This window comes from Aeoliella sp., assembly GCF_965227375.1.
In the GTDB taxonomy this organism is placed as follows: domain Bacteria; phylum Planctomycetota; class Planctomycetia; order Pirellulales; family Lacipirellulaceae; genus Aeoliella.
The window spans coordinates 3,555,455-3,573,505 of the sequence record NZ_CBDDFX010000002.1 but is presented as its reverse complement, the minus strand read 5'-3'; the positions used below and the strand labels follow the sequence as shown (position 1 = coordinate 3,573,505).

General features: G+C 55.3%; 12 protein-coding genes. 4 read left to right on the top strand and 8 right to left on the bottom strand.

Annotated features, from left to right (window positions below; all coding sequences use genetic code 11):
* The first annotated feature begins 85 nt into the window (after positions 1–85).
* Entirely contained in the window at positions 86–280 is a 195-nt protein-coding gene (locus ACQK2L_RS27075; protein ID WP_425400171.1) for a hypothetical protein, read from the top strand.
* A gap of 153 nt (positions 281–433) precedes the next feature.
* On the top strand, positions 434–745 hold the full coding sequence (locus ACQK2L_RS27070; protein WP_425400170.1) for a hypothetical protein: 312 nt from the start codon (positions 434–436) through the stop codon (positions 743–745).
* Positions 746–959: 214 nt separating this feature from the next.
* Here ACQK2L_RS27070 and ACQK2L_RS27065 read toward each other — a convergent pair whose 3' ends face one another.
* The 6 genes from ACQK2L_RS27065 to ACQK2L_RS27040 form a co-directional block, all read right to left on the bottom strand.
* Positions 960–4,394, bottom strand: a complete 3,435-nt coding sequence (locus ACQK2L_RS27065) for a hypothetical protein (RefSeq protein WP_425400169.1) — start codon at positions 4,392–4,394, stop codon at positions 960–962.
* Between the two features lie 494 nt (positions 4,395–4,888).
* Positions 4,889–5,833 (bottom strand): DUF1559 domain-containing protein, encoded by a 945-nt coding sequence (locus ACQK2L_RS27060; RefSeq protein WP_425400168.1) that lies wholly within the window; start codon positions 5,831–5,833, stop codon positions 4,889–4,891.
* Between the two features lie 54 nt (positions 5,834–5,887).
* Entirely contained in the window at positions 5,888–7,450 is a 1,563-nt protein-coding gene (locus ACQK2L_RS27055; RefSeq protein ID WP_425400167.1) for a DUF7594 domain-containing protein, read from the bottom strand.
* A 55-nt stretch (positions 7,451–7,505) separates the two neighbouring features.
* Positions 7,506–8,042: a sigma-70 family RNA polymerase sigma factor gene (locus ACQK2L_RS27050; RefSeq protein ID WP_425400166.1), complete on the bottom strand. Its 537-nt coding sequence runs from the start codon at positions 8,040–8,042 to the stop codon at positions 7,506–7,508.
* 98 nt (positions 8,043–8,140) lie between these two features.
* Positions 8,141–8,884 (bottom strand): hypothetical protein, encoded by a 744-nt coding sequence (locus ACQK2L_RS27045; protein WP_425400165.1) that lies wholly within the window; start codon positions 8,882–8,884, stop codon positions 8,141–8,143.
* Positions 8,885–8,933: 49 nt separating this feature from the next.
* Positions 8,934–11,711: a hypothetical protein gene (locus tag ACQK2L_RS27040; protein WP_425400164.1), complete on the bottom strand. Its 2,778-nt coding sequence runs from the start codon at positions 11,709–11,711 to the stop codon at positions 8,934–8,936.
* Between the two features lie 384 nt (positions 11,712–12,095).
* Between ACQK2L_RS27040 and ACQK2L_RS27035 the strand changes: the two genes are divergently transcribed.
* Both ACQK2L_RS27035 and ACQK2L_RS27030 read left to right on the top strand, forming a co-directional pair.
* Positions 12,096–15,371 carry a M60 family metallopeptidase gene (locus ACQK2L_RS27035; RefSeq protein ID WP_425400163.1) on the top strand — a complete coding sequence of 1,092 codons (3,276 nt, stop codon included), beginning with the start codon at positions 12,096–12,098 and terminating at the stop codon, positions 15,369–15,371.
* Between the two features lie 630 nt (positions 15,372–16,001).
* Positions 16,002–17,033 (top strand): tyrosine-type recombinase/integrase, encoded by a 1,032-nt coding sequence (locus ACQK2L_RS27030; RefSeq protein WP_425400162.1) that lies wholly within the window; start codon positions 16,002–16,004, stop codon positions 17,031–17,033.
* 168 nt (positions 17,034–17,201) lie between these two features.
* On the opposite strand, the gene ACQK2L_RS27025 is transcribed toward ACQK2L_RS27030, so the two are convergent.
* Both ACQK2L_RS27025 and ACQK2L_RS27020 read right to left on the bottom strand, forming a co-directional pair.
* Positions 17,202–17,714 carry a Mov34/MPN/PAD-1 family protein gene (locus ACQK2L_RS27025; RefSeq protein ID WP_425400161.1) on the bottom strand — a complete coding sequence of 171 codons (513 nt, stop codon included), beginning with the start codon at positions 17,712–17,714 and terminating at the stop codon, positions 17,202–17,204.
* Entirely contained in the window at positions 17,714–17,983 is a 270-nt protein-coding gene (locus ACQK2L_RS27020) for a hypothetical protein (protein ID WP_425400160.1), read from the bottom strand. Before ACQK2L_RS27020 ends, ACQK2L_RS27025 begins: the two co-directional genes overlap by 1 nt.
* Positions 17,984–18,051 lie beyond the last annotated feature (68 nt).

The window sequence follows — 18,051 nt, the reverse complement described above, 5'->3', positions numbered from 1 at the left end:
GGTGCAAAACCTAGTGAAGCCCACTTCACACATCCATAAAGCATAAGGGCAGACGCGCTAACGCGGTCTGCCACCTACAGAAATTATGACCACCAGACACCAACCGAATCCATTCCGCCGCGAGTACCATCGTCGACTCAAGGGCCAGTATATGGCTCCCCAGGTGGATGACATCAACCAGGAGAGCATCCACCGCGAGGAAGCCGCCATCGCCTTTGAGCGACACCGCTGGGAAGCGATCACCGCCAACAGGGAGGGAAAGCCGTGCTCACCGTTCTAACCAAGGGCGAAATACCACCTTTTGGCACCTCCACCCCAAGGCGAAATGGTCGAAAGCAAGTGTTTTCACGCCCCAAAGCAGGTAATGAGCAGGTGAAATCACCCCTTCTCACCCACTCTCAGCCCCAAAACTCCTAATTGAATTGGAAGTGCAATGGAAGAAAAACGAGATGCACGTGGCCGGTTCCTGCCAGGTCACGCTGGTGGCCCAGGACGCAAGCCGAAACCACCCGGCAACCGCTACGCCCGCTACCTCGGCGAAGTGGTCACAGAGTCTGAATTCAAGCGACTCATACGAGTGACGCTAGAGCGTGCCCAAAGCGGTGACGCCAAGGCCCGTGACTGGCTGGCCAAGTGGCTGTTGAGCAAGGACCGGCCTTTACCACCAACAGCCGAAGAACTCGCAGCAGCCTCAGAAGCAGATGCTGGCGAGCGCGAAACCTCAGATCGCCGTAAAGGCCCCTAGCAGCCCGCGTGAGAGCTTCAAATACTGCCTGGCAAGCCAACTTGGGCTTGAGTGACAGGACTGGAACTCTTGGCATTTTCTGCTGCCTCTTGGTCTTCCAGACCTTTGTAGTCTCCGCTATCAGACGCTGACTGCGCACAATTCTGCGGCGCTTTGGAAAAGTGCTACTCGGTGACTTGTAGGTCATGCTTCGTCGCTATCAGATCACCTGCATTTATCTAGCACGCATCAATAAAACGGTAATCGAGACTACTAGCTCCAGAGTTCCGGGCTCCGGGACAGACTGGGAGAGCAGCTCGGCGCTGGACGCAACTTGCGAGCGCAGGTTGTTGCGCCAGACTGTGTAGTCAGCGAGATTTACTGCTCCGTCTCCGTTTCCATCCGCCAACTGGCTGCCGAATGCACCGAAGCTGTCTTTCCAAATCTGGTAGTCAGCCTGATCAACTTGTCCATCCCGGTTGTAGTCTCCGGGTAGGGGAGTGGTCGATTCGTACACCAGTTGGGCGGTGGCATTCGTTGCAGTACTGGAGCGAAATCGGATCCAATGGGCCGAGTAGCCTGACTCGAAAATGTACTCAAACTGTTCACCAGGACTTACACTAAACGTGTCGAATTCCTCCCAGTCGCCTGTTCCCAGGAAATCGATTTCGACAGTAAAATCCACCTCTGAGTCGGCGCCGTGAGACAACTGCAGCGACTTCTTGTCGAAGCCTGCCATCAAGTAAGGATCGGAAGGCTGATCAACTGCTACTTGTGAGTTCAGCCAGGGTCCTCCAGTTCCTTCCGGAGATCCAAAGTGCCATAGATCGTCTACGTTCCCGAACCACAACCCAACCTGGTCGTCGTCGGACTGCACAAAGTGCCCATCCTCGCTTGCATCCAGTCGATTGCCTGATAGCACGAGCATTCCACGCCAGGACGCGAAGTCGTAGATGTCGAGATTGTGAGTAGCCAGGGGACGCATACGGGCGACACCGCCGCCTTGAAACTCGAGGGGAATTTCATAAAAGGTGCCTGCGACGTTTGCCAATCCTCGTTCGGTCACCACTTCGCGCTCCGTGCGTCGCTGCCCCGAGCCGGTGGTCGATTGCAACTCTGCTGGGCCGCGGGGCAATCGGTAGCGTGTGCCATTCTGGTCGATGTAGGCAGAAGCGTCGTCCGATCCAATTCGCCCGGCTGCCGGCCCCGATTCACTGCGAACGCGCTCTTCCGCTGCGGTGTCGTCCACAGCAATCAACTCCAGTGCTTGAGTCATCGGATTAAGGCTTGCGCGATAGTAACCAGTGTCGGTTACGTTGCCAGACTCATCGAGAATATCGGCAGCAAACTCCAGCGATAGCCCCGTATCGGACATCGAACGAATGATGCCTTGTGAGCGCGGAGCATTGGACCCCACAGATAACAAACTATTCTGCAATTGATCATCGCGGACGTTCGGAGCGTTTCGAAGGTGCATGTAAGTGGTAAGTGCGGTGGCGCTCGTGTTCGCACGGACTCGCATCCACTGGGCATCCAGGTCGGAGGGCAGCATGGTGTAGGCGTATCCTCCTTGCTGCTGACCGGGGATAACAACGGTCTGGTGCTCTACCCAGTTGCCAGTGCCGTTCGAGTCCACCTCTACAACGACTTCAACATCGCCAGTCGAATCGTGAGAGAAGTGTATGAGACGATGCTCGAACCCGCCGACCAAGAACGCATCGGACGTCTGTCCGCTGGCAACATCCTCCGACATCCAAGGACCGCCAAAACCTGATGCTGCACCCCCGTAGCTTGCAAGCCGGTCTTTCGATACGAACATCAGATTCGAATTCGCCTGCGGAACAAGCTCGTTATCGAAGCGGCTTGCATCGTTGGCGCCAAAGATAACTCTATCACCGTCTTCCACATAGTCTACGATCATCTTGTGATGCGTACGAAGCGGTGTGAGGCCTCCGAAGTTCTGCTGGCTGAACTGCTGAGGTACCAGGAACATCATTCCGTGGTGGCTCATCAGGTATCCCCCTTCGAGCCCTACGTCGCGAATGCGGGGCCACTCAGTGTACCAGCCGTTCGGATGGCCGTGAGTGTAGCTGCTCTTGGGGGCACGAAACTTATGCCACTGGCCTGTCTCGGCGTCACGTACATTGATGAACATTGAAGCATCGTCCCAACCAGTGGCCCAAATTGGGGCATCGCCGTTGGGGTCCATGTTGCTCGGGCCGAGCTTGCTGGTTACTTCGGTGTACTGGGCGCGATCATCCACAATGGTCCAACTCGAAAGCTGTTCGGGATCGCCATTACCATCCCACTCTACGAGACCCCCCATTGCCGATCCATCGGCGCCGTTGTTGGTGAAATACAAGTGCTGCTGCCCCGTATAGAGTCCTTTCCCGTGCACTCCGGGCAAGTTTTTCTGGATTCCCGGTTGCGAGTCGACGTTTCCATCCTCCCGCAGAACCGAGATGGTCGGGTTGTCCAAGTCACTAAAGTCGACTTCGTAGAGCCCCTCTTCCATCGTGGCGTAGTACAACTTGTTGGGGTCACTCAGGTGTGCAGCGGTGCCAGTGATTCGGCCCCGCAAGTCGCCTGATCTGGCCACAGGCAGGAAGCGGACTTTGCTTTCGGGATCGATGTAGGCGGCTCCCAGAATGTCGAGTCCCAAATTACTATCGGTGTACCGATTGGCGTCGGTGTTGCCCGGGTAATCCAGGTAGGTCGTCCGCTCGAGCGTGTCTGGGTTGAAAGCATAGAGCTTGTCACTGCCGCCGGTAACGATGTGGGGACCATAGGTCATGTAGTAGATCGCGTCGCCGCGGTTAATCATCCCACCCACGCCCACTTCGTTATGTGTGTTCGTAACAGCCAGGTGAGGGTAGATTCCGCTATAGGCCACAGGACTCACTGGGGTAATAACCTCGGTGGTTGGCCCGGGGGGCGGCTCCGTTACCGAGACCCATACGTTGTCGATGTCGAAGCCTGGGTTTCCGCCAAAGATGTTGTTTATATTGAGCGACTTGGCCCCCTGGGTATCTGGCCCGGCCTCCCCATGTTGGTAATATCGCAAACCTGCTGTGGAAGTCGTGCTACCAAGATGATCGGTGAGTTCCAGCCCAAACACGGCGTTGCCGGCGCCGGTTCCCCAGCCTGTACCAGTGAGAGTCAGGTGATTCCATTCGCCCGGCGTGACGGCCGCAAGCCCGGAGAGTTCGTTCCACTGGTCCGTGTATGCCGACCACGTTCCGTCCTGGTAGCGGAGGTTCAGACTGGCAGCATTGAAGTTGGGAATCAACGACGTAGCCGATACCGTCACCGCGAATTGCCTTTGGTTGGCGGTGGTCTCTTGAACCCGGAAATCGAGCTGGACTTCGAAGTCTTCTGCGTAAGAATTTGCCATCGAAGTCGACGGGAGAGTAACTCCCAAGTCGCCACCTGCTCCGTCCACGCGTTGGAACCTCGCAAAAAAGTCAGACGGCCCCGCGCCGTTGCCTTGCTGGCCAATCACTTGCACTTGCGGCGCAGTTACGATACTCCATTCGGTGCTGAACCCGCCCGTTTCGAATGAATCGAATAACGTACTTTCTTGGGCGATGACGACCTGCGAAGCAGCGAAGATAACACCGAGGACAACCGCAGGAAAGAACATCTGCGATGGTTTGCGTGAAACTATCATAGGAGAGTCGGTTAGCTTTTGACTGGGAGGGTGTGCAAAATGGATTCTCTTGAGCTAGGGCAACGAAATGTCGTGACTGCTTCCGGCTTCTCCTACAGTGCACGTGAGTCCTGAGCTCAATGGATCGTTGTATTTCGTTGGAACGCTTGGACCGGGCTGCCGTTTTACGTTGGGAGGAACGCCCCCTTCATATCGCGGGTCGGGTTCGTAGTCTTGAAAGGGAGGGACGGCTTCGACACCTATGGCATAGTTTCCCGCTGGTAACTCGAGCGTGTAATTGCCGCCTTCGGATATTTCTCCTGCCGCGTTGGAGTTCGAGGCTGTTGCTACAAAGCGGATGATGCCGTAATTCAGTGGCTTTCCTTCGTAGGACACGACGCCTGAAACCTCATGTGTTGCCTCTTTGCTGCTACAGCCCGCTAGCTGACCTAGCAACGCGATAACGACAAGCGGCAACCAGGTAGCGAAATGACACTGCGAAAGGTTTGGGGTAATCATCGAAGTCCTGGCTCCCGATCTAGATCCGTGGGCTCGCCACCCGCGATGGTCGCTTGATTGCGCAAGACGGGCAGTGAAGTATCGTTGATCAACAAGGTGGCACTGCCGTCGGCAAACAGGAACTGCGTTCCTCCAGGATGATCGCTGCCGAAATACAGGTCGTTGAACTTGACGATCTTCGGAGACACATCTGCCGATATTGCGTTGTAGTACCCAATTCCGGACGGATCGCCGGTGAGCGGGTAAGTCAGATTCTTCGACATGAAAGTACAAACATTGAAGCTTGCAGTGTACCCGCGAGCCCACGCTCGAAGTTCATGAATCCGCTCACCCATCGCAAAGGTGTGGGATGTTCCGTCGGTGATTTTCCTGATGGAAGTCTTGCTCCCGGGAAATACGAATCCATCGATGTTGTGCGCGCCACAATTATGAGTGGCGTTCTTTCTCATCTGCTCGCGTCCAGCTCCGTTAATACCCTCGTAATTGCTGGTCTGGTAGAGTTGTCCGCCCACCCAAGGATCGGTGCGGTTTCCGCTAATCTCGGTTGGAGAGTTGGATGGACAACGGAACACGGCCAGTTCGAGCTGTGCCATAGCATTGTTGCTAGGATCCGATAGAGCTGCCCTGAAGTCGAGATTGTCTGAGATGGTACTTTGCTCCATGTATGGCAGCATGCGAGCGAGGTAACTTGGTTGCGATTCGCTGGACGACTCCGGAACCTCCCCACCTGGAGGAAACTGATTAAACGAGGCGTGGTAGTTATGCAGTGCCAACCCCAATTGCTTCAGGTTGTTAATGCACTGTGTCCTTCTCGCGGCCTCCCTCGCTGCTTGGACCGCCGGCAATAGTAAGGCGACGAGAATTCCGATGATCGCAATCACCACCAGAAGTTCGACCAAAGTAAACGCGTGTCGAGGAGCACTATTCTTTAAACGATTCATCTCGTGATCCTTCAAGTCTAGTTGTGTACTGCTGCTTGTAGACGGCAGCGACATCTATTCAACCCAAACTTCGAGTATCGGAGGAGGCAGTCGCCCGTGCTCCTTGCTAGCGAAGCTATGAACAACTCGGTCTTCGCTATTCGCTATGGGAGCACTGTAGGTGTAGCCCGTTAGCCGGCTGACCTTAAGGGAGATCAGGCCGTCCTGGTCGGTTGTCAGAAACTGGAGCAACTTCGGGCCACTCACAGAGACTTGGCGACCATACGTGCCATGTCCAGCAACTTCAAACGTCCCTACTGTATAGGGCGCGTCGGGGCCAAATATGTCTCCCGTAACGCTGGTTGGGTCATGAGCCGGCGCAGTATTCCAGGTGAGATGATGCTCCGACCAATCGAGATCCGAATCCCAAACTCCTCCTACCTCAAACTTCCAGGCAATGTCGGCGATCTGGTTCTCTGGATGCTTCGTCTCAGCGATGTCGTTTGGACAGAGGGTCATTGTCAGGCGGGCTGCTACGATGCGAGAACGATCCAGTTGCGAAAGATCGAACTGCAGATACGTCTGGCGGTTGAAGTCACTGAGTAAATCGTCTCGCTTTACCAGCAGCAATTCGTCATCGCCGGACACCTCGTCTTGCTCGGCGCCACCTGCTATGTATGCGTCCTGCGAGACCGCGATGTGTCGAGTGGGACGGTCCAGCGAGCGCAACAGAAAACGACCGGAAGTATCGGGAGGGATGACGACTACTTTTCGTTGGCGGATCGTGGCCGACTCGCCCTCATTGAGCCTTAGCTTCGCATCAAGGTTTCGCTGCGAGCTAACGTCGACCTTCCCTGAGAACACGTTGACCTTCGATGGACCGTTGCGAGGCGCCTCGACCCCGAACACAGTGCCCAAGTCGATGACACGGGCGTCGAGGGTGTCCAGACGGAAGCCAATCGCGGACTCCTCTACATCGGCGGTAGCGCGTCCGTAACTTAGTGTGGCGGCCATTGGCCCGTCGATTCGCAGTTTTGCTGGCCCCGAGACGACCAAGTCGACTCCAGAATGAAAGCGAACCTCGGCAATCCCCTGCGAGAACTCCAAGACCTGCCCGACTGCAAGTTCTGTTGATTCCGCCAAGCCTCCGGGGGCAAGGTCAGAACTAATGGTGCGTGTAAGCGTCGCGATCGACTTCGGAAGATCATTGGCTTCGACGTCGTCCTCGATTTGATCCGAGTGCGCAACATTGATTGGCGACTTCGAAGGCCAAAACGAATAGACCGCAATCATCAAACAGGCGGCCAAAGCTGCTGCCGCCCACCACGAACGGCCGCGATTTGCCTGTCCGCTGGAGTTGGGTGGTATACTGCCATGAGAGAATTCGTCTTGCAACTCCAGCTCGATGGAATCCAGTTGACGCTCAGCGTCCTCGAATGCAAGCAGTTCCTCGGGAGTGAACGCACGTAGTCCGCCGTTCTGCAGCCATGCAAGCTGCTCACTAACCTCTTCGGCGCGCGCCAACTCTTCACGCCATGAGTCGTCCGCAGCTGCGCGTGCGAGCAGTTGTTCCACTTCGTCAGGTGACAGAATACCATCAAGCAAGCCGTGAATCAGGCGTTCACGATCGTATGGCATGTCACGTTTGGAGTTTTCACTGTTCATGGCTCTGGCTTTATAGCGATCACTTCGTCTAGCTACAGGCAAGTCGGTGTTCGATGCAACTACGGAGTTTGGCCCGAATCCGGCGTAGTCTTAGGGAAAGAGAGTTCACGCTTCGATTCAATGATCTAGCGGTTGCTTCTAGGGTATCGTCCGTAGCGTAACGGGCATGGAGTAACTTACGGTCCTGATCATCCAGGCGCTCCATGCACATGCCCAAGGCTTTGTCCCGAGCGGCTACGACCTCATCTCTTACCTCCGAGGCATCTCCTGCCAGTTGCAGCAGCACCTCGTGATCTAATGTGGTTGCTCGCCGCTTTTTTGTGCGGAAGTAGGAGAGCGTGCGGAGCCTGGCAATCTCTCGCCCCCAAGCCAGGAAGTTGGTTCCGGGCTGGAAACTATCGAAGTTCTTCCACATCGCCAAGTTTGTATCTTGCAGGATGTCGTACGTATCTGAAGTGTTGAAAACCATGGCGTGGATGTAGCGATGCAATGGCCTTTGAGCCTGGCCGAAGAGTCGGCAGAACTCCTCAACACGGCGTTTTCGGATTTCGTCAGGCGTGGCCATGCTGCGTGATTCCTCGCAAACAAGTGACATTTTCTCATCCACTATACCTCAGGCCGCCGAAGCCGCTGCCCTGGCTCCGGCAGCCCGAGAGTCAAGGGTTATCGTTGGCGACGGTGGTACAGGCAGGTTAGCCCCAGTATCAAGCCACCTAGTGCGATGGTGCTTGGTTCGGGGATTTCGACACTGACGTTATCCAATCGAAACACACTATTTCCTGCCTCGAAGGTTAACGTTCCCAGTCCGGTTCCCAATGGCGCCGAGTGAAAGGCTGTCAGCCCGGTGTCTGAGTTTGCCAATGCTAGTTCTCCACTGGGCACGCCGGCCTCGCCAGCCGAAGTGAACACATCAAAAGTACGCGACCCAGCTAAATCGTTTAAAGCAATCTGAACTCGATAAGTTTCGTCCTGGCTGAAAGCTGGAACTGCGATATCTCCCCAACTACCACTAAACCGCTGCAACTGGCCAGTTGAGTTGACGCGTAGGGTGATCAAATCGGATGCGTTGCCATCGCCACGCAACCGAATTCGGGTTCCATCCGTGAAGTCTGCGAAACGCAGATAGAATTCTGCTGTGCCTTGCAGGAGTTCCTCGGCATCCGAAGCCGCAAACTCCTGCCGCAGGGAATCACCGCCGTCCAGTTCCGCTGAGGTTGTATTTCCACCCAACACCAACTCATCAGCAGCCGTCGCACCAGAGTTGATCCAGCCGCTGTCGAACGTCGCCTCCTCAAAGTCTCCATTAGTCAGCATAGCAGCCGACACTTGACCAGCCGTGACTACCAACGCGCAGACCACAACGCCTGCTGTTAGTTTTACCGTATTTCTCGAGTGATGCAGCTTCATTAGTCCGATTCTCCAGCAGAAGGATTGAAAGGAAGAGACTTACGATTGATTAACGCCTGTAGGTTGCTCGCGAAGTGAGGAGCAAGCCAACCGCCAGGCCCGCGACAGCCAGGGTGCAAGGCTCTGGGATGCTGGCGGTTGCTGATGTAATCGCGTCGACAGGATTTAGCGACTGCCCAAAGTTGTTCTTCCACACCAGGTAGTCAGCACCGTCCACCACGCCAGGAGACTGGCTTGGGTCTTCGTTGGTGAGCGAATCGCTTCCCAGGTTGTTTCGCCAGACGGTATAGTCGGCCAGATTTACAACGCTGTCCCCGTTGTAATCGCCAAAGAGCTCACCGCCCGATACGTACTCAACAACCCCGTTGATAAAACCGCCATCCACGATATGGAATCGAAAGGCCAGATCCTCCGCCTGCCCAGGCACGAACACTTGCCCTAAACTCACGTCCGAGTCGAGTGTTTGGCTTCCCAGCAAGTACGACTCGCTGATAAAGGAGCTACTCGACGTTCCTACCTCTTCCCATCCGTTACCCGTACCATCGCCATCCGGCAAAGCACTGTCCGTGCTGTCCCAGGCTGCATTTAACGAACCGGGACCTCCAGTGCCGCTGGTGAGTTCGATAGCATCGATCTCAAAAGCGAATACGGCGTCGCTCTTTAGTGTTGCTTGCCCGGTAGAAGTATTGACTTCCAGTGTCAAATTGGGACCAGCAGAGGTGGCCGTCACCTGGTCGACATCAAATCCAGGATTACTCCCAAAGCTCGAGTTGAAATTGAATGCCTGGGCGAACTGGGTAGTTGGATCGCCAATCTGATAGAACGCAAGTCCAGCGACACTTCTAGTGAGAGTGGAACTGCCAGCTTCAGAAACGGCAATATCGTAGCTGGCGGTTGGCAGTCCCCAGTCACTTCCAGAGACTTCGATACGATGCCATGCCCCGCCAGTAAGTGAACCAAGGTCACCCAATGGCTGCCAGCCACCGGAAAACACGGCAAACCCACCGTTTTGATATCGCAGATTTACCGCTGCAAAGTTTGAGTTGTTTGCACCACCAAGAGTGGCATTCCCATTGGTTGAAAGTTGAAAGTTGAGTTCTCGCGTCGCGTCGCTATTGAGATTTGCAACACGAGCGTAGAAGTCGACTGAGAAGTCGGTGGCGCCGATGGCACTAGTGAGTATATCACCCAACGTACCGAAAGCAGCATCCTGTCCGACGGAGTCGACGAAGGCCCAACTATCACTTCCCAGTGCGCCTTGACCGGCCCCAGACTGAACTGTCGCAGCGTCGGTGCTAAGCCATCCTTCGTCGAATCCATCCTCGAAGTCGTCAGCAAAGTCGTAAGCCCGAACGCTTGCTCCGCAGAACAAACTACATCCCAGCACAACGGTCATCGCTAAGGTCAACAAGTTGCGGCGAACACGAACACACACTAGCGCCAGCGAACCCATCAAGATCATGGCAACGCCTGAAGGCTCGGGAACCGCTGTGCCGCTCAGCATCGCGGCAAACGAACCCAGCCCGTTCGCGTTCTCGTAGGCCGTTTTGAACTGTGGAAAATCGTCCAGTTCAACAGCGCCATTGCCATCCATGTCGCCTAGATAGTAACCCTCGACCAGCGTTAGAGCGGAAACGTCGGTCCCTACGGCTGCTTTGTAAGTTTGCCAGTCAACTTCGTCGATGTCGCCGTCGACATCCAGGTCGCCAAAATCGAACGGAGTCGGCACGCCTTCCACCTCGTTGCCGACGTACGAAACCACGCCAGAAATTACCTCGCCGCTGGGCAGGGTATACGTCAGGTTGATGTCTTCGAGGTAGCTTGCCGACCATGCGTCCATACCACCGATTGATATCGACTGTCCCACGGCGAGCGAAGCAAAACCGGTTCCGTCGTCCGACTCGCTCAAGTTGTCCACCTCGGCTGTATCAATCATCCATGGATCGCTCGCAACCCCGCCGACCACTCCGTTGTCGTAGTTTCCGGTGATGGGAGTCCACGCGCCCGAGCTGAGTGATTCGAACCCCGAAGTGATGCTGTACTGAGAGAATTCCACATCGCCCGCTATCACGCTGTCTCCTCGCATACCAGTATTGGTCAAGGAAAGCGTACCCGCGTCGCGATCGACGACCAGTGTGAGCAGGTTGACTGCCGTATCGATCACGGAAACCTCATCAACATAGAACTGGCCTCCTGATCCGGCTTCGAACACCACCCTCCCGAACGGACCGACACCACCGTGAAAGCCGGCGATTGTTTCGGTGTTGGTCAGGGCCAGTTCTCCGCTGGGATCGCTCAAAGCTGCATCCGACCACGAGATATCGTAGCTGCGATCCGGGGTATCCAAAGCCGTGGTGGAGACCTGAAAACGATAAGTTGATTGGGGTGCAAAAATGGCGCCTGGCACATCGCCCCACGAACCCGAGAACCGTTGCAATTGACCGGTGTCGAGGAAGCGTAGGGTAATGAGGTCCTCACCACTCGGACCTCGCAGCCGAAATCGTTCCGAACTGGCGAACGACACGAAGTAGGCATAGAAGTCGAGAGTGCCACTGACAATAGAGCTGAAGTCCTGCTGCAACGCATCGCCACCGTTGAAGTCGATCAGCGGAGCCACTTGGTTGCCTGGTACAACCAACTCGGGTGATGTCGATACGCTACCGGTAACAGTCCAACCGTCAAGGAAATCGGAAGGGTCTTCAAAGTTGCCATTCGTGATGAGATTTGACTGAGCGTTGGCGGTCTGTCCACCAACAGCAACCAGAAGAGCCGCCAGTGCGACGATAGTGAGGCTTCTCAAACGTCGACGACTGAGATTCGTAGTCATGGTGACTAACTCCATTGTTTGTTATCGCGTGGTGTGAGATAGGCTCGACTAAGTTGTCGAATGGCGTCGGAATAGCGGCGGCGAGGGCTTGCATACCAGCAAGATTGCCGGTTCGCCTTTTCAAGCCTGACTCGCGTCTATCCCTAGAGAGCAGAGGCTGGAAGGATCCGTCGGACAATTTTCGAGAAACTAGAAAACTCTGAGGCAGACATCGCCAATGAACGCTCTATCTAAGCAGAACCTGTCAACCTCGGACGGTAGGACCCAACTCCGATGCGGCAGGCCGCAGGCAAGTGGCGTAGGAACATCGATCTCCGAACATAGGCAACTATCGAAAAAGCGAAGCACGCGATGCGATCAATCGAGCAACTTGAACCTCGACAGATGTTGAATGCCGGACCGGTTGCTGTCGGCGATCGAGTTCTTGCCGTGGAGAACGAAGCCCTGAGCCTCGCAACCCTACTGGCCAATGACTCCGACGGGGATGGCGACTTACTGTCGATTGTCAGCTACTCGATTCCTAGTCATGGATCGGTGGATTTCGTTAGGGGCGAAGGTTACTTCTACACTCCCGATACTGGGTTCGTCGGATCAGACAACTTCAACTACACGGTGTCCGACGGAACCGATTCAGCCCAGGCCAGCGTGGAGGTGGATGTGAACCCTGGGATCGATGCTTCGGTCGTACGGGCGACTTTACTGAGTGGCGTCGCGAGTTTAGCCGATCCGGGTAGCCCCGGACGGATGGTAGCATACGGTCCTACAACCGTGACGGTCGCGGAATACCCAGCCGATCCCGAAGGTGGTCCCATGATTGCCGCGGCCACCTGGGGACAGGGGCGCGTGGTGGCCCTACCCGACCATCAGTGGCTTCGGATGGGGGCTTTCGCAAGCACGGGAGACACGGGACAGTTCTACATCAACAGTATCGAGTGGCTCGCGGGCACGTCGGACAAGAACATCAAGATTGTCCTGGCCGATGCCGGAGACTCGGCGACCGAGAATTGGCTCGAGTCGCAAGGCTATTTGAATGTGGTTCGCGTAGCGAACTACACGTCGCACCTTAGCGACGCCGACTTGCTTATTGGGTGGCTGGCGCACGGCAATTCTCAAACAAGGCTGGATGCTATCTCCGACTTTGTCGAAGGTGGCGGCGGACTCTTTATCGCCGAGTACGGACAAGGGTATCAAGGTTACAATAACTGGTGGCCTGACGAGGTTCATGAGGTCGATGCGAATCGACTGCTCCGCGATGCAGGTCTTGGATTCAGTGGCGGCGCTAGAAGTGGTAGCAACTTGATGGTTGCAGCCGCTTCAGTGCATTATGATGCCCAATTCATCTTAAGTGTACTCGCCTCAGCGGGTAACTACACCTCGACTCAGCAGGCGGGCGCGATGGCGCAGCTACCGCGGCTGGCAGAGATCCTACCGCCGGAAGATACACTGTGGGCACAGTTAGTCTCTGTGGCCGAGGACGCTTTCGAGCAAATCAATCCGACACCTGGCACGCCGGTAGCGAGTTCGTTCGAAAAAGCGCTTCTCGAACTTGAGATGCAATTGATTGCGAACTTGACTCCGCAATCATTAACAGCACACCGCACCGCCGAGGCAGTCTATGGAACCATCCCTGACGATGCCCAGCCTGTTGTTGGGCTTCAGGTGAGTGTGGACACGACGAAAACGGGCTGGCTACCTACCGGACTGTATGCGCCTCCCGGAGATTTAGTGACGATCGAGGTGCCTTCTGCGCTTGTAGGCAAAGGCTATTTCTTGCAGATCGGCGGTCATGTGGACAATATTTCTTCCCGGGCGAGCTGGGACCGGGTGCCGTTTGGGGTTGATCGCCGATACGAAATCACTAGCACTACAATCGAGGTTGCGAGTGCTTTCGGAGGAGCAATCTACATCGATGTCGGTGGTCAAAATGCCGGGACTCCTCCGGCTGAGACTTCGACAACCATTGAGGTCACTGGTGCGATAAAAGCTCCCTTCTTCGTTCTGGGCGAGACCAGCAATGAGGATTGGATAGCGACGATTCGGGACTTCCCGGCGCCGTACGCCGAGCTAGTCTCCAATGGACTGACAATGTCGGTGCCATCGGATTGGATTCGGGCCCTCGACGACCCCGAGGCTCTCATGAACTATTGGGACCAGGTGGTAGCGTTCCAAGATTGGGTTGGAGGTTTCGAACAACTACGAACCGGCCCCGAGCGTTTCAATGTCGATGTGCAAATCAGCGTTGGCCTGTTGCATGCTGGATATCCAATTCAAGGTCCAACTTGGGCTTCGGAAGAACTCGTCGATCTGGAGTATCTGTTGCAGCATGGCAACTGGGGGTACTTTCACGAGCTGGGGCACGAAATGCAGCGCCACCCGGAGCTAGGCTGGGGATACGAAAACCCCTATACATTCGCCGGCGATACAGAGGTGACTGTTAACATCTTTGCCAATGCCGCGCTCGAAAGTCAGGTCGTGGCTCCGCCCTACAGTGGATCGGGATGGGCCTATTCAGTTTACCCTGGACTAGTGATGGATCGGGCACGATCAACCATCAACGACAACTCCAGCCCCGGCTTCGACGACAAGGATCCTTATCCATTCTATTTTCAACTGAGCGATGCTTTTGGATGGGAAACTTACCGCGAAGTGCTAAAGGGCTACGTTGACGATCAACAGAACAATCCCTCCGCCCTGCCTTCGACAAACCAAGAGAAAAAGGACCAATGGCTGATCCGTTGGTCGGAGGCAACCGGTTACAACCTGGTGCGGTATATGGTCGACGAGTGGGGGTTAGAGGTCTCTCAAGGCGCTGTCGATCAAGTTTCAGCGATGGGCCTTCCGACCTGGTTGCCGGTGACCACTACCGTTCAGCACTTCAGGCTGGCCGGAAACGAATCAAGAAACTTGTCGCTAGCGACAACGGGAATTTCACTAGATGGTGTTGCCGCGTTTGTTTCTGTGGCTCAACCTGAGAACGGCACGTTGGTGGACAACGGTGATGGCACGTATACCTACACTCCCGACAGTGGCTTCGTGGGAGTTGACGAAATCGCGGTGACCTATCAGTCCAGCGTTCGCAATCGGATGACTACGATCCTGAAGGCTGAAGTCGCGTACGCACCCCCGCAGCTTACAGGGGATTACGATTACAGCGGTATGGTCGACGAGGGAGACTACGCCGTGTGGAAGCAGCAGTTCGGAAATGCTGGCGACGTGCTTTCAGCCGACGGAAATGGCGATGGCCGTGTGAACCTTGCGGACTACGCCGTGTGGAGAAATAACCTCGGCGCCTCGCTGTCGAATTCAGTCACACTGGGCGATGACATCGCCTACTCGTCAGCCTTAGGAACCACTGCTTCCTCTCCGGCTGAAATGAGCGCCGCACTTCCCTCGACAATTCAGCCCTCACCGTACGAACTGGCATTCGCCTCGATGACCATCGACAGGGTGGGATCCAGTGGGACATCGAAGTCTCAACCCACACACAGTCAATTTACCAGCATCCACGAAGACTCGAGCCTACTGTTGCTGCTGGCGATGGATCGCTCATCAAGTGAGAGCTTGATGGAGCGGGAGGTAGTTTTCGGACTTGATGAGATTGAACAGGCTGCGGATGTGGCGGGGTATGAACTTAGCATTCATTCCGGAGATCTGTTCTGAGGCGACTCCAGCCTCGGTGGATGATTGGCCATCGGTGCTGAGAATGCTGATTCGCCGAGACAATGGGGTCCGAAGCACCACACCATCGCCACGATCCGCACGGCCTCGGGTGCTGCCCATCGATCGACGCCGTCGTAGGGTCCACGTTGAAATCTGATTAACATTGCTAGCTCCTCGTTCAAGCACAATGTGGTGGTAGGTGACGACCTGAAAGTAACATCATCCATCACAACCAACGATCATGGCACATATCGGCCGTCGCATTAGCGCTTTCACGTCTGCATGAACGCGGGAACAATAACGATGGAACCAAGCCGCGACCCTGGGGGTCAGGGTAAAAAACTGCCAGAATCGACCCCCACCCCCACATCGAATTGCTGCCGGAGTTGGCTACCTTTCTGGCTACCTTTGAGTGAAATAGTACGAATAAAGGTAGCCATCGGTAATAGCCGATGCTAACATTCCAGAGTGTTTTGTTTGCCGGGCAACCCTGGGGTCTGCGTTCGGGACGCAGAGGTCGGAGGTTCAAATCCTCTCAGCCCGACTGGAAAATACTAGACTTTTCTAGGCTTGGCTCGAACGATTGAAACGTCAAATGTACGTTTCAATGCACGAAATGGAGTCCAAGCCATGCCACGGCAACCCAAGCCGTACCTCCGCAAGCAAACCAAGAGCTGGTACTGCTCGATCGGCGGACACCAGATATCGCTCGGCAAGGACCGCGATGCGGCCTTTGAGAAGTTCTATGAACTCATGGGCAATCGGGAACAGGTGAAGAGCGAGGTCAACTCGCTTTACGACCTGTCGCAAGTCTACCTGGACTGGTGCCAAGCGAATCGGAAGCCCGGTACTTACAAGCGTCATCGGCACTATTTGAAGCTCTTCATTGGCGCCGTCGGTAAGCGTCTTAAGCCATCGCAACTGAAGGTCCATCAAGTCGTAAAGTGGCACGAAGGACTGGGCATTGGAACGACTTCTCAGAACGACGCAGTGAGTATCGTTCAGAGGATGCTGAACTGGGCCGTCGAGCAAGAGTACCTGCATCGCAATCCGGTTGCGGGCATGAAGAAGCCTCGCCGCAAGCGACGTGATGTGTACTATACGGCAGGGCAGTGGAAGCAGATCTGTGAACATGCGACAGAGCCATTTGCAAGTTTCATTACCTTCTTGTATCTCACTGGGTGCCGTCCATTGGAAGGCCGTTCGATAGAAGCCCGGCATGTTCATGGCGATCTTGTCATCTTTCCGGCAGACGAATCCAAAGGAGCACGAGATGCACGCGTGATCTACCTAGTGCCTGAAGCAGCAGCGATGCTCAATCGACTTGCTAAGGAGCATACAACGGGAGTGCTCTTTCGGAATTCCAAAGGACTCCCTTGGACAAAAGACTCGATCAAGTGCCGCCTGAATAGGATCAGTGAGAAAGTCGGCTTTCGGGTGGTAGCCTATGGGGTCCGCCACTCCTGGGCGACCAGGGCGTTGGCCGATGGTGGTGTGGACCCAATCTCTGTGGCTCACCTTATGGGGCACCGCGACACGACAATGGTCAGCCGAGTCTACTCGCATCTTTCCCAAAACCCAGACTACTTGCGGCAACAGGCGGAACGGGCCGTCCGGGAAGCAAGTCCGACCACAGTTAGCGAGGGCACGCGAGAGAAGTAGCGACGGGATCATCGATAACGCTATTCGCGGGTTGCGAGATGAGCTAGGCCAGGCGATCTATCTCGACTAACTAATCAGCAATCGTCATATCTGCGCCCTCCTCTGTTTCGGGAAGCGGCAGCGTCATCAATGGTTTGGATACCTCACATTTCCATAAGTTACATTGCACTAACCGGACGTTCTCTGGTTCATAGGTTCCAACTGATCGCGATTCCGAAATGCCAAATAGACTCTCAGCTCCCACTCCGAATTGGGGTCTCCACCAACAATGAAAAGAAGGGGCTCCGGAGTTGCGTATTTTTCATCGTTCGCAATAGTCTTCATCTGAGATAGATCGGTGCCACTTGGCTGGGCTGAAGCGTGTGGGTGATAGTGCCACTCTCCGAGATAATACCGTCGCTCTGACCTCCAGAGCTTAGCGACCAGTCGTTGAAGTCCGCTGGTACCGCGGAGAAATGTCATCGGACCGTGCTGCGAATCTGGAGGCGGCCCAGTGAATAGGTCTACGGTCGCATATGTGTGGCACTCGCTGTATCGCCCCATGGCGATCCCACCGGTCTCTAAAGTGCCTGCGCTCTGAGCGTGTCTTAGGAGCTCACGTAGTGCTTTGGGGTTGAGCTTCACGCCGAATTTCTTATCTGTAGTCCAATACTGGACTTGTTCTATCGGCACCCAGTCCATCAGAGCTCTCCTCCTGGCGACTGAACTCGACGGATACCGTCATAGTCTTGTTCAAAGACGTGCAATCCAGTCTTGGTAAATCCGTCAGCCGCCCACTCTTCCATACAACGCACCGCCGCTGCGGCAGCCACTACGATCTGGTCGACGCGTGCTGGAAAGCTTATGTGCCAGCACCCCAGATTCTCGCGCATTGGTTCAACGTCAGCGAACTCTTCCATGTCGCGTGCAAGCCATGGCGACACTTCCTGCTGGAAGTCTTCGAAAGGCAAAGCAATACGATCGAGAGAACACCTAGTCAGATTTGTACTCAGAATCTCCCGACCATTTCTCCGATGGT

Excerpts from the sequence above, each read along its gene's own strand:
- ACQK2L_RS27050 (WP_425400166.1), bottom strand. The coding sequence starts at position 8,042 with ATGGCCACGCCTGACGAAATCCGAAAACGCCGTGTTGAGGAGTTCTGC.
- ACQK2L_RS27060 (WP_425400168.1), bottom strand. The coding sequence starts at position 5,833 with ATGAATCGTTTAAAGAATAGTGCTCCTCGACACGCGTTTACTTTGGTC.
- ACQK2L_RS27035 (WP_425400163.1), top strand. The coding sequence starts at position 12,096 with ATGTTGAATGCCGGACCGGTTGCTGTCGGCGATCGAGTTCTTGCCGTG.
- ACQK2L_RS27045 (WP_425400165.1), bottom strand. The coding sequence starts at position 8,884 with ATGAAGCTGCATCACTCGAGAAATACGGTAAAACTAACAGCAGGCGTT.
- ACQK2L_RS27055 (WP_425400167.1), bottom strand. The coding sequence starts at position 7,450 with ATGCCATACGATCGTGAACGCCTGATTCACGGCTTGCTTGATGGTATT.
- ACQK2L_RS27070 (WP_425400170.1), top strand. The coding sequence starts at position 434 with ATGGAAGAAAAACGAGATGCACGTGGCCGGTTCCTGCCAGGTCACGCT.
- ACQK2L_RS27030 (WP_425400162.1), top strand. The coding sequence starts at position 16,002 with ATGCCACGGCAACCCAAGCCGTACCTCCGCAAGCAAACCAAGAGCTGG.
- ACQK2L_RS27075 (WP_425400171.1), top strand. The coding sequence starts at position 86 with ATGACCACCAGACACCAACCGAATCCATTCCGCCGCGAGTACCATCGT.
- ACQK2L_RS27025 (WP_425400161.1), bottom strand. The coding sequence starts at position 17,714 with ATGGACTGGGTGCCGATAGAACAAGTCCAGTATTGGACTACAGATAAG.
- ACQK2L_RS27040 (WP_425400164.1), bottom strand. The coding sequence starts at position 11,711 with ATGACTACGAATCTCAGTCGTCGACGTTTGAGAAGCCTCACTATCGTC.
- ACQK2L_RS27065 (WP_425400169.1), bottom strand. The coding sequence starts at position 4,394 with ATGATAGTTTCACGCAAACCATCGCAGATGTTCTTTCCTGCGGTTGTC.